The 13,525-nt window shown below is 67.3% G+C and carries 16 protein-coding genes; 7 read left to right on the top strand and 9 right to left on the bottom strand.

Annotated features, from left to right (window positions below):
• Positions 1–37: 37 nt before the first annotated feature.
• Positions 38–673, top strand: a complete 636-nt coding sequence (locus tag E2493_RS00590) for a hemerythrin domain-containing protein (protein WP_135082653.1) — start codon at positions 38–40, stop codon at positions 671–673.
• Between the two features lie 75 nt (positions 674–748).
• On the opposite strand, the gene secA is transcribed toward E2493_RS00590, so the two are convergent.
• Positions 749–3,487, bottom strand: coding sequence for a preprotein translocase subunit SecA (gene secA, locus E2493_RS00585; RefSeq protein ID WP_135082651.1), 2,739 nt, complete (start codon positions 3,485–3,487; stop codon positions 749–751).
• Between the two features lie 143 nt (positions 3,488–3,630).
• Between secA and E2493_RS00580 the strand changes: the two genes are divergently transcribed.
• Entirely contained in the window at positions 3,631–4,074 is a 444-nt protein-coding gene (locus tag E2493_RS00580; protein ID WP_135082649.1) for a GFA family protein, read from the top strand.
• 18 nt (positions 4,075–4,092) lie between these two features.
• Here the strand turns inward: E2493_RS00580 and E2493_RS00575 are convergent, their stop codons facing one another.
• The 6 genes from E2493_RS00575 to eno all read right to left on the bottom strand — a co-directional run bounded on the left by E2493_RS00575 (position 4,093) and on the right by eno (position 9,791).
• Positions 4,093–4,551: an EF-hand domain-containing protein gene (locus tag E2493_RS00575; RefSeq protein ID WP_135082647.1), complete on the bottom strand. Its 459-nt coding sequence runs from the start codon at positions 4,549–4,551 to the stop codon at positions 4,093–4,095.
• A gap of 126 nt (positions 4,552–4,677) precedes the next feature.
• Positions 4,678–5,334, bottom strand: a complete 657-nt coding sequence (locus E2493_RS00570; RefSeq protein WP_135082645.1) for a squalene/phytoene synthase family protein — start codon at positions 5,332–5,334, stop codon at positions 4,678–4,680.
• Positions 5,335–5,422: 88 nt separating this feature from the next.
• A complete protein-coding gene (locus E2493_RS00565; RefSeq protein WP_135082643.1) occupies positions 5,423–6,823 on the bottom strand; it encodes a pyruvate dehydrogenase complex E1 component subunit beta in 1,401 nt (466 codons plus the stop codon).
• A complete protein-coding gene (pdhA, locus tag E2493_RS00560) occupies positions 6,823–7,884 on the bottom strand; it encodes a pyruvate dehydrogenase (acetyl-transferring) E1 component subunit alpha (protein ID WP_135082641.1) in 1,062 nt (353 codons plus the stop codon). Before pdhA ends, E2493_RS00565 begins: the two co-directional genes overlap by 1 nt.
• A gap of 172 nt (positions 7,885–8,056) precedes the next feature.
• Positions 8,057–8,374 (bottom strand): FtsB family cell division protein, encoded by a 318-nt coding sequence (locus E2493_RS00555; RefSeq protein WP_135082639.1) that lies wholly within the window; start codon positions 8,372–8,374, stop codon positions 8,057–8,059.
• A 130-nt stretch (positions 8,375–8,504) separates the two neighbouring features.
• Positions 8,505–9,791, bottom strand: a complete 1,287-nt coding sequence (gene eno / locus E2493_RS00550) for a phosphopyruvate hydratase (RefSeq protein ID WP_135082637.1) — start codon at positions 9,789–9,791, stop codon at positions 8,505–8,507.
• A gap of 155 nt (positions 9,792–9,946) precedes the next feature.
• On the opposite strand from eno, the gene E2493_RS00545 reads away from it, so the two are divergent.
• The 5 genes from E2493_RS00545 (at position 9,947) to E2493_RS00525 (ending at position 12,242) form a co-directional block, all read left to right on the top strand.
• Positions 9,947–10,570, top strand: a complete 624-nt coding sequence (locus E2493_RS00545; protein ID WP_135082635.1) for a hypothetical protein — start codon at positions 9,947–9,949, stop codon at positions 10,568–10,570.
• 2 nt (positions 10,571–10,572) lie between these two features.
• Complete coding sequence (locus E2493_RS00540) at positions 10,573–10,956, top strand: phage holin family protein (RefSeq protein WP_167737316.1); 384 nt, start codon at positions 10,573–10,575, stop codon at positions 10,954–10,956.
• The gene (locus E2493_RS00535; RefSeq protein WP_135082631.1) at positions 10,953–11,336 is read left to right on the top strand and encodes a DUF3618 domain-containing protein; all 384 of its coding nucleotides are present in this window, start codon (positions 10,953–10,955) and stop codon (positions 11,334–11,336) included. Before E2493_RS00540 ends, E2493_RS00535 begins: the two co-directional genes overlap by 4 nt.
• The gene (locus tag E2493_RS00530) at positions 11,333–11,860 is read left to right on the top strand and encodes a hypothetical protein (protein ID WP_135082629.1); all 528 of its coding nucleotides are present in this window, start codon (positions 11,333–11,335) and stop codon (positions 11,858–11,860) included. Before E2493_RS00535 ends, E2493_RS00530 begins: the two co-directional genes overlap by 4 nt.
• A 163-nt stretch (positions 11,861–12,023) precedes the next feature.
• Positions 12,024–12,242, top strand: a complete 219-nt coding sequence (locus E2493_RS00525) for a DUF4170 domain-containing protein (RefSeq protein WP_135082627.1) — start codon at positions 12,024–12,026, stop codon at positions 12,240–12,242.
• A gap of 66 nt (positions 12,243–12,308) precedes the next feature.
• On the opposite strand, the gene E2493_RS00520 is transcribed toward E2493_RS00525, so the two are convergent.
• Together E2493_RS00520 and greA are read right to left on the bottom strand one after the other, a co-directional pair.
• A complete protein-coding gene (locus E2493_RS00520; RefSeq protein WP_135082625.1) occupies positions 12,309–12,950 on the bottom strand; it encodes a rhomboid family intramembrane serine protease in 642 nt (213 codons plus the stop codon).
• 15 nt (positions 12,951–12,965) lie between these two features.
• On the bottom strand, positions 12,966–13,445 hold the full coding sequence (gene greA / locus E2493_RS00515; protein ID WP_135082623.1) for a transcription elongation factor GreA: 480 nt from the start codon (positions 13,443–13,445) through the stop codon (positions 12,966–12,968).
• Positions 13,446–13,525: the final 80 nt, after the last annotated feature.

Here is a 13,525-nt window from a genome sequence, read left to right as displayed (position 1 = left end):
TGCGGGTTCCAGCCGGGACATCCACCAGGAGGACCAAATGGCAAGCAAGAGCGAGACAAAGGGCAGCAGCAAATCGCGGTCGTCGAGCCGCGGGAGCAGCGGTGAAAATCAGAACGCCTTCGGTTGGGGCAGCGGCAATACCGGCGTGCTGGTGGGCGCGGCCATGGCCGGCGCCGCGGTCGGCATCGCCGCCAACGTCGGGCGCAAATTGTTCGTCCAGATGAGCAGCGGCGCGACCGGCGACTGGCTCGACGCGCTGAAGACGGAGCACGCGCTGACGCTGGCGATCTTCGACAAGATCGAAGCGACCGCCGACAACCAGACGATGATGCGCTCGCACCTGCTGATGAAGCTGAAATACGCGCTCACCAAGCATGCGATCGAGGAAGAGAACGTGATCTATCCGGCGCTGCGCCAGGCCAACAGCGCCCACGACGCCGACGCCCTCACCGCCGAGCATGGCTACGTGAAGACCTACCTCTACGAGCTCGAGAACATGCCCAAGAACAGCGCGGAATGGCTCGCGCGGGTGCGCGACTTCCGCTCGATGCTCGAGGAGCACATGCGGATGGAGGAAAACGAGGTCTTCCCGGCGTTCCGCAACATCCTCTCGGACGAGCAGAATTCCAAGCTCTCGGCGATGATGAACAAGGAAGGCTTCAAGGTCGCCTGATCGGCGCCTGGCGCCACGAAGAAGGGCCGGTGCGGCAGTCCGCACCGGCCCCTTTTCTTGGCCCGGAGGCTCGGCTCAGGCGAGCTGGCCGTGACAGTGTTTGAACTTGAGCCCCGATCCGCACGGGCACGGCGCATTGCGGCTGACCGGCGCCTCCGCCACATCGACGCCTTGCGGAAGCGCAGACCGCTCGATCTGCAGCGGCGGCAGGCGCGACAGCACGTTGCCGCTGGCAGCGTCCAGGTCCGCCGTATCGTCGTCGCCGGTCAGCGGATCGATATGATGGGTGATGAAGTCGGGCAGGTCCGGGAACTCCGGATAGGCCGGCGGCTCGGGCTGCTGCATCGTGAAGGTCGCCAGCGCGAGCGTGCGGGTGACGTCCTCGCGAATGGCGATCAGCATGCGCTCGAACTGCTGGAAAGCCTCGCGCTTATACTCGTCGATCGGCTTCTTCTGCGCATAAGCCCGCAGGTGGATAACCTGGCGTAGCGCGTCGAGCATCGCGAGATGCTCTTTCCAGTGATGATCGAGCGACTGGAGCAGGATCGACTTCTCGACCTGGATGAAGCTCTCCGGCGGGATCTGCCCCTTCTTCTCCTCGATCTGGGCGTCGGCGAGTGCTTGGACGCGCTGCACGAAGGTCTCCGGATCGACCGCCTCTTCCTCCATCCACGCCTCGACCGGCGGCTCCAGACCGAAGACGTCGGCGAGCCGGGTCTTGAGGTGCGCGATGTCCCATTGCTCGGGATAGGTGTTCGGCGGGCAGGCCTCGCCGACGATCGCGTTGACCGTCTCGGCCCGCATGTCCTCGACCACGTCGCCGATCGTCTCGGCGTCCATAATGTCGGCGCGCTGCTCGTAGATCACCTTGCGCTGATCGTTCATCACGTCGTCATATTCGACGACCTGCTTGCGGATGTCGTAATTGCGCGCCTCGACCTTCTTCTGCGCGGTCTCGATGGCCTTCGAGATCCAGGGGCTGACGATCGCCTCGCCGTCCTCCAGGTTCTTGTTCATCAGGCGCGCGAACATCGTCTGCGGCCCGAAGATGCGCAGCAGATCATCGTCGAGCGAGAGGTAGAAGCGGCTGAGGCCCGGATCGCCCTGGCGGCCCGAGCGGCCGCGTAGCTGGTTGTCGATGCGGCGGCTCTCGTGGCGCTCGGTGCCGAGCACGAACAGGCCGCCGGCGGCGAGCACCCGCTCCTTCTCCTCGGCGACCTCGCGGGTGATCCGCTCGATCGCGGCGTCCCGCTCCGGCCCTTCCTCCATCTCGGCGAGCTCGTCATTGACCCGGAACTCGACGTTGCCGCCGAGCTGGATGTCGGTCCCGCGGCCGGCCATGTTGGTGGCGATGGTGACGGCGCCGAGCCGGCCCGCCTGGGCGACGATATGGGCCTCGCGCTCGTGATAGAGGGCGTTCAGGATCTCGTGCGGCACGCCTTCCTGCTGGAGGTATTTGGCGAGCAGCTCCGATTTCTCGATCGAGACGGTGCCGACGAGGACCGGCTGGCCGGTCGCCTGCTTCTCCTTGATCGCCTTGGTGATCGCGGCGAACTTGTCGTTCTGGTTCTTGTAGAACTCGTCGTCGTCGACGCGCTGGACCGGCACATGGGTCGGGATGGTGACGACGTTCATCTTGTAGATGTCGTAGAATTCTGCCGCCTCGGTGGCCGCGGTACCGGTCATGCCGCCGAGCTTGGGGTAGAGGCGGAAATAGTTCTGGAAGGTGATCGAGGCGAGCGTCTGGTTCTCGGGCTCGATGTTGACCCCTTCCTTGGCCTCGACGGCCTGGTGCAGGCCCTCGGACCAGCGGCGCCCTTCCATCTTGCGGCCGGTGAACTCGTCGATGATCACCACCTTGCCGTCCTGCACGATATAATCGGTATCGCGCTTGAACATGACGTTGGCGCGCAGCGCCTGGTTCAGATGGTGGACGACGAGCGTGTTCTCGAAATCGTAGAGGTTCGAGCCGACGAGCAGGCCCGCTTCCTCAAGCATGCGCTCGGCTTTCTCGGTACCGTCCTCGGTGAGCACGACCGAGCGCTGCTTCTGATCGACCTCGTAATCTACCGGATCGAGCGTCTTCACCAGAGCATCGACGGAGAGATAGAGCTCGGACTTGTCGTCGGTAGGGCCCGAGATGATCAGCGGGGTCCGCGCCTCGTCGATCAGGATCGAATCGACCTCGTCGACGATCGCGAAGTTGAAGGGGCGCTGGACCATCGCCGTGCGCTCGTACTTCATGTTGTCGCGCAGATAGTCGAAGCCGAGCTCGTTGTTCGTGGCGTAGGTGATGTCCGAGGCATAGGCCATCCGGCGCTGATGGTCGGTCAGGTTGGGAACGATCACGCCGACGGTCATGCCGAGGAAGCGGTAGACCTGACCCATCCAGTCCGCATCGCGGCGGGCGAGATAGTCGTTCACGGTGACGACGTGGACGCCCTTCCCTTCGAGAGCGTTGAGGTAGGTGGCGAGGGTCGCCACCAGCGTTTTGCCCTCGCCGGTCCGCATCTCGGCGATCTCGCCGCGATGGAGCACGATGCCGCCGATCATCTGGACGTCGTAATGCCGCTGGCCGAGCACGCGCTTGGCGGCTTCGCGGACGGTCGCGAACGCCTCCGGGAGCAGTTCGTCCAGCTCCTGGCCGTCGGCGAGCCGTTGGCGGAAGATCGCCGTCTGGCTGCGCAGCTCCTCGTCGGTCATCGCGGAGATGGTCGGCTCGAAGCCGTTGATGCGGTCGACGATCTTGCGCAGCGAGCGAACGTAGCGGTCGTTGGACGATCCGAAAATGGCTTTGGCAAATCCGCCAAACATGGGGCGATCCTAATCTTCTTGAATGCGAACCAGGCGCAAGTCGCGGCCTGCTCGCCGCCCCCCTTGCAACTTCGCTGGCGATGTAGGGTTGGCCCCAGACCAAGTCAATTGACGCGGGTCGCGCGTGCGGCCTAGCCAGGGACATGGCCGAGCCCCTGACCGGACGATGCGCCTGCGGCGCCGTGCGATACCAACTGACCAGCGCACCATTCGACACGGGCTGGTGCCATTGCCGCACCTGCCAGCTGAACTCCGGGGCGCCGGCCATGGTCTTCGCCAGCGTACCGCACGGGGATTTCGTCTTCACCCAGGGCGCAGACAACGTGCGCCGCTTCGCCTCGAGCAGCTTCGGCTATCGCCGTTTCTGCGGCGCGTGCGGCACCCCGTTCACCATGGAGGTCGACCATCAACCCGAGACGGTCGATTTCAGCGTCGCCACTCTCGATCGGCCCGAGGCGGTAGCGCCCGGCTTCCACATCTTCTGGGCCAGCCGGATCGGCTGGTTCGATCCCGGCGACGATTTGCCGCGGCACGATCGCTTCCGCCCGGATACGCGCGGCCTGGACGGCACCGACCCACCGGAATGACTGCTGGAGGCTGCGCCTTCAGCAGCTGCAGGCCGGCTTCGGCCGCGCCTTGGTCTTCGGCTTGGTGGAGGCGAATTCGGCAGGGCTGAGCCAGGCGGAGCGATCCGAATCCGCCTTGGCAAATTTCTCCGACGTGCTCGTCGCCCATTCCTCGAAGCTCAGCCGCCCGTCGCGGTTGGCGTCGAGCTTCGCGAACGCCTTGCGGCGCGGCTGATACAATTCCTCGAGCGTGATGCGGCCGTTCTTGTCCTTGTCGGCACGGCCGAACCTCTTCTCCTCCCTGCTCTTCTCCGCCGCGGCCGGCGGGCTGCCGGATGGCGCCGCTTCCTCGTCCTTGGCTGGAGACGCCGCGGCGGCGGCGGCGGCTTCGGGCGGCCGGGGGATCGGATCGTCACCTTGCGCACGGCCCTTCCACAGAAAGAAGCCGGCGAGGACGAAGAGAAGTGCGGACGCGGCAACGACGACGAAGCGAAGCATGGATTTCTCCCGCCCGAGGCCGCATCGGAGGGCTCGGGCGCCCGTCCGCAGCGGCATGGGACCCCGAAAGGTCCGTCTTCAGTCGCGAGGATAAACCAATTTCGGTCGCACGTCTTCGTGCGCGGCTCAGCGCCCGGTGAGGCGATGGCGCAGCATGCGCATCATCCGGCGCGGCGCGCCCGGCTCTTCCCAGCGCCGCTCCGCCTCCGCGTCGCGGCGGGCGAGCGCAGCAAGCATTCCGAGCGGGCGCAGGCGCGATGGCCAGCGCTCGGCGGTGAACCGCGTTCTGGCGGCGGCGAGCGCGGTCTCGGCGTCCGGCTGATTGGCGCTGTGCCGCGCGAGATCGACCAGCGCCCAGGCTTCGCCCGCAATCTGGGCGGCCTGCCAATCCCCGACGCCGAGCAGGCGGGCGCTGTAGCCGAACAGCCGTCCGCCGCGCTCGGCGGCATAAAGTTCGATCTCCTCGTCCCCCAGCACCTCCGGGTCGAGCAGCGCAGCCCACCCGCCCTCCATCGCGGAGAGCTCGGCGCCGCTGAGGCCGCGCGGGAGGAGATGCTCCGCGGCAGCCTGGAGCGCCGGCTCGGCCGGTGGAGGCTCGCGGTCGAGCCTTTCGAGCGATTCCCGCCACCAGGCGAGCTTGATCCGGCTCAGCATCGCATCGCGGCCGCCAGCCAGCACAGCGCCCAGGGCCAGATCGAGCCGCCACAGCGCCTCGACCGCCAGCCGCTCCGGCAGGGCGATGTAGCTCAGCGCAAGCAGCCGGTCGCGGTCGAGGTCAGCCATGGTCCGTTCCGACGCCAGAAAGACGTCGGGGCGACGCATCGCGCCGCCCCTTCGTCCGGTAAGCCCGTTCAGCTTCGAACGGGCATTCTCAGCGGTAGCAGACCTTCCGCGCCGCCGCGACGACCTTGTCGACGTCGATCAGCGCCATGCGCTCGAGATTGGCCGCGTAAGGAAGCGGGACGTCCTCGTCGGTGACGCGGAGCACCGGGGCATCGAGATCGTCGAACCCTTCCTCCATGGCGGTCGCCATGATCTCCGAGGAGATCGAGCAGACCGGCCAGCCCTCCTCGACGCAGACCATCCGGTTGGTCTTGGCGAGCGAGCGAAGCACCGTCTCCTTGTCGAGCGGACGCAGGGTGCGAAGGTCGATGACCTCCGCCTCGATGCCCTGCTCCGCGAGCTTGGTCGCCGCGTCGAGCGCGACCCCGACGCCGATAGAATAGCTGACCAGGGTCACGTCCTTACCCTCGCGCGCGACTCGCGCCTTGCCGATCGGGAGGACGTAATCGTCGAGCTTGGGAACGTCGAAGCTCTGGCCGTAGAGCAGTTCGTTCTCGAGGAAGACAACCGGGTCTTCGGAGCGGATCGCCGCCTTGAGCAGGCCCTTGGCGTCAGCCGCGGTGTAGGGCGCGATCACGATCAGCCCCGGGACACTGGCGTACCAGGGTCCGTAATTCTGGCTGTGCTGCGCGCCGACCCGCGCCGCGGCGCCGTTCGGGCCGCGGAACACGATCGGGCAGCGCATCTGTCCGCCCGACATGTAGTTGGTCTTGGCCGCCGAGTTGATGATGTGATCGATCGCCTGCATGGCGAAGTTGAACGTCATGAACTCGATGATCGGGCGAAGGCCGCCCATCGCCGCGCCCGTGCCGACGCCGGCGAAGCCATATTCGGTGATCGGCGTGTCGATCACGCGGCGCGCCCCGAACTCGTCGAGCAGCCCCTGGGTGACCTTGTACGCGCCCTGATATTCGGCGACTTCCTCGCCCATCACGAAGACGCGGTCGTCGGAGCGCATCTCCTCGGCCATGGCGTCGCGAAGCGCCTCGCGGACGGTCTGCCGGATCATTTCGGTCCCTTCCGGCACTTCCGGCTCGACGCGGAGGCTCGCCGGCGCGGCCTCCTGCTTGGGCCGTGCGGCGACGGTCGCCTGCTGGGCCTGCGCCTCCTCGGCCGGCGACGCCGCGATCGCCTCGGCCGCGCCCGCACCGTCATGGGCGGCGCCGGCGACTCCGGCAGCATCCTCGCCTTCGCCGGCGAGCACCGCGATCACGGTTCCGACCTTCACCTCGTCCGTGCCTTCGGCGACCAGGATCTTGGCGACGACGCCTTCGTCCACCGCCTCGAACTCCATCGTCGCCTTGTCGGTTTCGATCTCGGCGAGGATGGTTCCGGAGGTGACGGTGTCGCCCTCCTTCACCAGCCATTTGGCGAGCGTGCCCTCCTCCATCGTCGGGGAGAGGGCGGGCATCTTCAATTCGATCGGCATCAGTAGGTCTCTACCAGTACGTCGGTGTAGAGTTCGGCAGCGTCCGGCTCCGGGCTCTGCTCGGCGAAGTCCGCGGATTCGGTGACGATCCGCTTGATTTCGGTATCGATCTTCTTGAGCTCGTCCTCCGAGACCCCGGCAGCGGCGAGCTCGCGCTTCACCGCCTCGATCGGATCGGATTTCTCGCGGACCGACTGGACCTCCTCGCGCGAGCGGTACTTGGCCGGATCGGACATCGAGTGGCCGCGGTAGCGATAGGTCTTGAGCTCGAGCAGGATCGGGCCCTTGCCGCTGCGCACCCAGTCGAGCGCGGTGGTCGCGGCGCCGCGCACGGCGAGGACGTCCATGCCGTCGACCTGGATCCCGGGGATGCGGAAGCTCTCGCCGCGGCGATAGAGCTGATCCTCGGCCGAGGCGCGGTTGACGCTGGTGCCCATGGCGTATTGGTTGTTCTCGATGACGTAGATCATCGGCAGCTTCCAGAGCTCCGCCATGTTGAAGCTCTCGTAGACCTGGCCCTGGTTGGCCGCGCCGTCGCCGAAATAGGCGAGGCAGACGCCGCCGTCGCCGGAATATTTGTGCTTGAACGCAAGACCGGTGCCGAGGCTGACCTGGGCGCCGACGATGCCGTGGCCGCCGTAGAACTTATGCTCGACGCTGAACATGTGCATCGAGCCGCCCTTGCCGCGCGAGATGCCGGCGGCGCGGCCGGTGAGCTCGGCCATGATCACCCGCGGATCGATACCGTAAGCGAGCATGTGGCCGTGGTCGCGGTAGCCGGTGATCACCGAATCCTTGCCCGGCTCCATCGCCGACTGCAGGCCGACGGCGACCGCCTCCTGGCCGATGTAGAGGTGGCAGAAGCCCCCGATCAGGCCGAGCCCGTAGAGCTGGCCGGCGCGCTCCTCGAACCGGCGGATGAGCAGCATCTGCCGATAATATTCGAGCAGTTCCTCGCGCGACGCCTGGTGGCGCTGCGGCTCTGGCGGGCGTTCGCGGTTGTGGGTGGGCGGGGGTGGTGAACCGATCTCTTCGCTGGCGCGCTTTGCTGCCTTGGCCACTGTGGAGCTATCCTGTGCTTCGGGGGGTCACTCTGGTGCGGGCTCTATGGCGGCAAACGTGCCGCCGCGCAACTTGTGCCGCCCGCTTCCGCTACGGCGACGGCGCGCGCCGGCTCGGCCGGGCAACAAAAGCACGATCGCGGGCCCCCTGCCGAGCGGCAGAGGGCGGGTCTCACTGCTCGATGGGGATGATGACTTCGTCGGGGCGGATCACGCCGAGCTGGCCGCGAACCATCTCGTCAACCAGATCGGGATCGGCGCTGCGCGGATTGAGCAGCTCGGAACGGTGCTGGAGCCGCTCCCGCTCGACCTGGAGCTGCGCGAGCTCGACCTGGCGCTCCTGCTTCAGCCGGCGATAATCGCCCCAGCTGAGGATGCCGTTGGCGCCGATGACGGCGTAGCCGAGGAAGTTGGCGATGATAAGGATCGCCAGCGCCGGAAGCGCTGCACGCCTGATCGTTTCGAACGTATTTCGCCCCACCGACTTCATGGCTTCACAGAATCAGGAAAAGGCCTGCGAATCAAGCTTTTTGCTGTCCTCTACGGGAAAATACCGACGGTTTGCGGCCGCCGACGCCGCCTGCGGGCCCGACCGACGGGCCCGCAGCGCGAAACAGGGGTCAGCCGGCGCGCGAACGGAAGATCCCGCGGCCGGCATAATGGGCCGACATGCCGAGCTCTTCCTCGATGCGGATCAGCTGGTTGTACTTGGCGAGCCGGTCGGAGCGTGCGAGGCTGCCGGTCTTGATCTGACCGCAATTGGTGGCGACCGCGAGATCGGCGATCGTCGTGTCCTCGGTCTCGCCCGAGCGATGCGACATCACCGCCGTATAGCCTGCGCGCTGCGCGGTCGACACCGCCTCCAGCGTCTCGGACAGGGTGCCGATCTGGTTGACCTTGACCAGCAGCGAGTTGGCGAGGCCCTGGTCGATGCCCATCGACAGCCGCTTGGGGTTGGTCACGAACAGATCGTCGCCGACCAGCTGGACCGAGTTGCCGATGCGATCGGTGAGCAGCTTCCAACCCTCCAGATCGTCTTCGGCCATGCCGTCCTCGATCGAGAGAATCGGATAGTCGCGGGCGAGATCGGCGAGATACCCGACCATCTCGGCCGGCGAGAGCACCCGCCCCTCGCCTTCCAGATGATAAGCGCCGTCGCGGAAATATTCGGTCGCCGCGCAATCGAGCGCGAGCACGACGTCGTCGCCCACCTTGTAGCCCGCCTCGCCGACCGACTCCATGATGAAGTCCAGCGCCGCCCGCGCCGAGGCGAGGTTCGGCGCGAAGCCGCCCTCGTCGCCGACGGCGGTGGCGAGGCCGGCCGCGTGAAGCCGCTTCTTCAGCGTGTGGAAGATTTCCGCACCGCAGCGCACCGCCTCGCTGAGCGAGGCCGCGCCGACCGGCATTACCATGAATTCCTGAAAGTCGATCGGATTGTCGGCATGGGCGCCGCCGTTGACGATGTTCATCATCGGCACCGGCAGCACCTGGGCGGCAACGCCGCCGACGTAGCGATAGAGCGGCAGGCCGCGGGCGTCGGCGGCCGCCTTGGCGACGGCCAGGCTGACGCCGAGGATCGCGTTGGCGCCGAGCCGCGACTTGTTCTCGGTGCCGTCGAGCTCGATCAGCAGCGAGTCGATCTCGGCCTGATCCTCGGCATCGCGGCCCGTGACCGCCTCGAAGATCTCGCCGCGCACCGCCTCGACCGCCTGGGTGACGCCCTTGCCGAGATAGCGGCTCTTGTCCCCGTCCCTTTTCTCGACCGCCTCGTGCGCGCCGGTGGAGGCGCCGGACGGCACCGCGGCGCGGCCCATGCTTCCGTCCTCCAGCAGCACTTCCACCTCCACCGTGGGATTGCCGCGGCTGTCGAGGATCTGACGGGCGTGGACGTCTAGGATGGCGGTCATTGTTACGGCCTCGTCATGAACTATATGGATGGTCGGGCGCTTATCGGGACGACGCCGCGGACGCAACTTTCGTCGCACGGGGCCGGAACGACTGGCCCGCCTTGCCGGTTTCGACAGCTGAAGACCTATATCTCAACAGAGCGGAGAACAGGACCATGCCTCCTCGCGAAAACGAGCTTCCCGAAGGGACCGACCACATCATCAACGGCGCCATGGAAACCAACGGAACGGGAAGCGACGTCGGCGGCGGTAGCGGCAGCGGCGCGGCCTCGACGAGCAGCGGCGCGGGCGATGGCGGCGGCTTCATCGCCGGCGGCGGGGACGGCACCGGCGGCACGACCGCGTCCGATGGCGGCACCGTCGTCGAGCAGCTCCGCGGGCAGGCCTATGCGCTGCGCGATCAGGCAGGCGGCCGGGTTCGCGAGTTCGCCGACAGCGGCAAGACCCGCGCCAGCGACGCGCTCGAGGAGCTCTCCCGGGTGTTCGCCGACACGGCCGACTCGATCAACGACCGGCTGGGCGGCGACTATGCGGAATATGCGCGCAAGGCGTCCGACGCGGTCTCCGGCTTCGCCGACACGCTGCGCAGCAAGGACGTCGACGAGATCTACGGCAACGTCCGCGATGCGGTACGCAAGAGCCCCGGCGTCGCGATCGGCGTCGCCGCTGTCGTCGGCTTCGCGCTGGCCCGGGTGGTGAAGGCCGGGTTCGATGACGCGACCGGCGGTCAGAGTGGCAGCGGCGGCAAGAGCGGCTCCGGCTCCGGCAACGGAGCCTGACCGTGGACGCGCGCGTGGGGAACGTGGGCGAGAGCTCCATAGGCGAGCTGTTCGGCCGCGCCACCGAGCAGGCGAAGGATTTCGCCAGGAGCGAGATTGGGCTTTACAAGGCGATCGCGAGCTATCGCGTGTCCAAGGCCAGAAACGGCGCGATCGCTCTGGTCGCGGCCTTGTTCCTGGTGAATGCGGCGCTGATCACTTTGCTGGTCTGCATCGCGATGGCGCTGGCGCTCCATATCGGCCCCCTCCTCGCCGGTCTCGCCGTCTTCGTGGCGGTGGGGATCCTCGGCTTCTTCCTGGTCCGCTTCGGCATCGGGAAGATGGCAGCCCTGTCGGGCGATGCGGAAGAACGCGCAGCGCTTGCCGCCGGGGAGCATCTTTCGTGACCCCCGCCGAGATCACCCGCGCCAGGCGCGAAGCGGAGCTGTCGCGCCGGCGCCTGATGGGCACGGTGGGCGAGCTCCAGGAACGGCTCAAGCCGGGGACGCTCGCCAACAATGCCTGGGAAGGCGTCAAGGACCGGTCGACCGGGCTTGCCGACGATGCCGTGCAAGCGGTGAAGGCGCGGCCCGTCGTCGCCTCGGCGGCGCTCGGCGCCGTCACCCTGTTCCTCGCGCGATCGCCCCTCAAGTCCGCGGCGTCCTGGCTGTTCTCCAGGAAGCCCGATGAGGATCTGGTCACCACCCGTCTCGACACCAAGAGCGACAATTACGACCTGACGACGCCCGTCGTCGCCAGGCATCAGGACGAAGGAGTTACTGCATGAGCGACAATCGCGCGACCGAGAGCAGCACCAACGGCGGCACCGGAACCGAGCAGAGCGGCAGCGGCCGCCTCGCCGGAGTCCGTCAGAGCGCGGCCGACGCCTATGAAAGCACCCGCGAGCGGACCAGCGCCGCGTACCAGTCGGCGCGCGAGCGTGCCGGCTCGGCGCTGCAGGGCGCCCGCGAGACCGCGCGCAGCGCCGGCCAGCGCACCGCCGCCGGGATCGAGACCAACCCGATGGCGGCGGTCGTCGGCGGCCTCGCGATCGGCCTCGTCGCCGGCGCGGTCCTGCCGAAAACAAAGCGGGAGCAGGCCCTGCTCGGCAGCGCAGGCCGCAAGATCCACGACACCGCCCGCGAGGCGGTCCGCGCCGCCAAGGACGCGGGACGCGAGCAGATCGACGAGCTCGGGCTCAGCCGCGACGCGGTGCAGCGCCGGCTCGGCGAGTTCACCGATCGCGCGGTCGGCGCAGTGAAGACGTCGGCCGGCGCAGCCGCCGGCAGCGTCAGCAGCGGCGCTGCTTGACGCAGGCCCAGGACCGCCCCGGAAGCACTCTTCTTCCGGGGCGTGTCCGCAAGGCGGCCGCCTGTTTTCCGGGGAGTTTCCGCCAAGCCAACGGTTGTTCTCCAAGGATTGTCCGCCAAGCGGACGCTTGTTTTCTAAGGATTGTCCGCTAAGCGGACGGGCCATGAGCAAGATGCATCTCGTGTTCGGAGGCCGGGTCAGCGACCCGCAGGGCCTCGACTTCGATCTGGCGACGATCGACATCGTCGGCGTGTTCCCGAACTATGCCACCGCGCTCGACGCCTGGCGGAGCGCTGCCCAGCGCACGGTCGACGACGCCGAGATGAAATATGTCGTCGTCCACCTCCACCGCCTGCTCGAGCCGGAGCTCGGCAGCGCCTGAGAGGCGCGCGCCTTCAGTCTGAACGCCTGAACCCGCGCCGCCGGAGGGCGAGCGCGGCCGGGCTCGTCAGGCGCCGCGCCAGCGAAGCATGAGCAGGGGCCGCGCGAGCAGCAGCCCGGCAAGGAAGCCGCCGATATGGGCGGCGATCGCGATCATGATGCCGCTTCCGGCGCTGGCGAACCCGATCAGCAGCTGGAGGCCGATCCATGCCGCGGCCAGCCAGAGGGCGTTGATCGCCACCGCCGCCGCATTGTTCGCGACCTTGATCCGGTGGCGGCCGAAGAACATCGCATAGGCGCCGAGCAGGGCCGAGACGGCGCCGCTCGCGCCGATCATCGGCGCGCGCTCGCCCGGAGACCAGCCGAACTGCGCCGCCGCGGCCGCATAGGCGCCGACCAGATAGAGGATCAGCACGCCTTTGGCGCCGAGGATCGGCTCGATCGCGCGGCCGCAGAAGAGCAGCATCAGCAGGTTGAAGGCCAGGTGAAGGATGTCCGCATGGACCAGCGTCGCGGTGAGCGGCGTCAGCCACACCGGCGCGAGCGGCCCGCCCGCGAGCGTTCCCGAAACGCGTGCCGGGATGAACCCGCCCCAATAGGTCGCGGCGAGCTCGGCGCCGACGGTCGTGACCAGGAGCCACGCCAATGCCGTCACCGCGGCGATGCCGAGCGTGACCCTGGCATTGTTCCAGCTGGCTGGCGGACGCACGCTCGCGCCAGGCCCTTAGATGAACTCGATCTTCTCGATCGCGTAATAGCGATCGCCCGAGGGCGTCGAGACCTCGACCTCGTCGCCGACGTTGCGGCCGATCAGGGCGCGGCCGAGCGGCGAATTATACGAGATCCGGCCGACCTTCGCATCCGCCTCGGTCTGGCCGACGATCTGATAGGTCACCGGCTTGTCGTTTTCGTCGAGCAGATGGACGGTGGCGCCGAACACGACCTTGTCGCCCGACAGCGTCGTCGGATCGATGACCATCGCGCGGCTGAGCCGGTCCTCGATGTCGGCGATCTGCGCCTCGACCTGGCCCTGGCGTTCCTTGGCGGCATGATATTCGGCGTTCTCGGAAAGATCACCGTGACCGCGCGCCTCTTCGATCGCGTCGATGATCGCCGGACGCTCGACGGTTTTCAGGTGCCGCACTTCGTTCTGGAGCTTCTCATAGCCCTCAGCCAGCATCGGCATCTTGTCTACCGTCGCCATAATACAGCCTTTCGTCAAAAATCTGCTTTCGACCGCCTCCACGCTGACGACGGCCCGACTAATTTCGATTGTGTGAAGGT

The organism is Sphingomonas parva (ex Maeng et al. 2020), from assembly GCF_004564275.1.
GTDB classification, from domain to species: Bacteria; Pseudomonadota; Alphaproteobacteria; order Sphingomonadales; family Sphingomonadaceae; genus Allosphingosinicella; species Allosphingosinicella parva.
The sequence above is the reverse complement of the archived record's forward strand: the minus strand, read 5'-3'. Positions and strand labels throughout refer to the sequence as shown.

What these genes read in the sequence shown, in the direction of transcription:
- E2493_RS00590 (WP_135082653.1), top strand. Translation starts at nt 38, where the DNA reads ATGGCAAGCAAGAGCGAGACAAAGGGCAGCAGCAAATCGCGGTCGTCG.
- secA (WP_135082651.1), bottom strand. Translation starts at nt 3,487, where the DNA reads ATGTTTGGCGGATTTGCCAAAGCCATTTTCGGATCGTCCAACGACCGC.
- E2493_RS00580 (WP_135082649.1), top strand. Translation starts at nt 3,631, where the DNA reads ATGGCCGAGCCCCTGACCGGACGATGCGCCTGCGGCGCCGTGCGATAC.
- E2493_RS00575 (WP_135082647.1), bottom strand. Translation starts at nt 4,551, where the DNA reads ATGCTTCGCTTCGTCGTCGTTGCCGCGTCCGCACTTCTCTTCGTCCTC.
- E2493_RS00570 (WP_135082645.1), bottom strand. Translation starts at nt 5,334, where the DNA reads ATGGCTGACCTCGACCGCGACCGGCTGCTTGCGCTGAGCTACATCGCC.
- E2493_RS00565 (WP_135082643.1), bottom strand. Translation starts at nt 6,823, where the DNA reads ATGCCGATCGAATTGAAGATGCCCGCCCTCTCCCCGACGATGGAGGAG.
- E2493_RS00555 (WP_135082639.1), bottom strand. Translation starts at nt 8,374, where the DNA reads ATGAAGTCGGTGGGGCGAAATACGTTCGAAACGATCAGGCGTGCAGCG.
- eno (WP_135082637.1), bottom strand. Translation starts at nt 9,791, where the DNA reads ATGACCGCCATCCTAGACGTCCACGCCCGTCAGATCCTCGACAGCCGC.
- E2493_RS00545 (WP_135082635.1), top strand. Translation starts at nt 9,947, where the DNA reads ATGCCTCCTCGCGAAAACGAGCTTCCCGAAGGGACCGACCACATCATC.
- E2493_RS00530 (WP_135082629.1), top strand. Translation starts at nt 11,333, where the DNA reads ATGAGCGACAATCGCGCGACCGAGAGCAGCACCAACGGCGGCACCGGA.
- E2493_RS00525 (WP_135082627.1), top strand. Translation starts at nt 12,024, where the DNA reads ATGAGCAAGATGCATCTCGTGTTCGGAGGCCGGGTCAGCGACCCGCAG.
- greA (WP_135082623.1), bottom strand. Translation starts at nt 13,445, where the DNA reads ATGGCGACGGTAGACAAGATGCCGATGCTGGCTGAGGGCTATGAGAAG.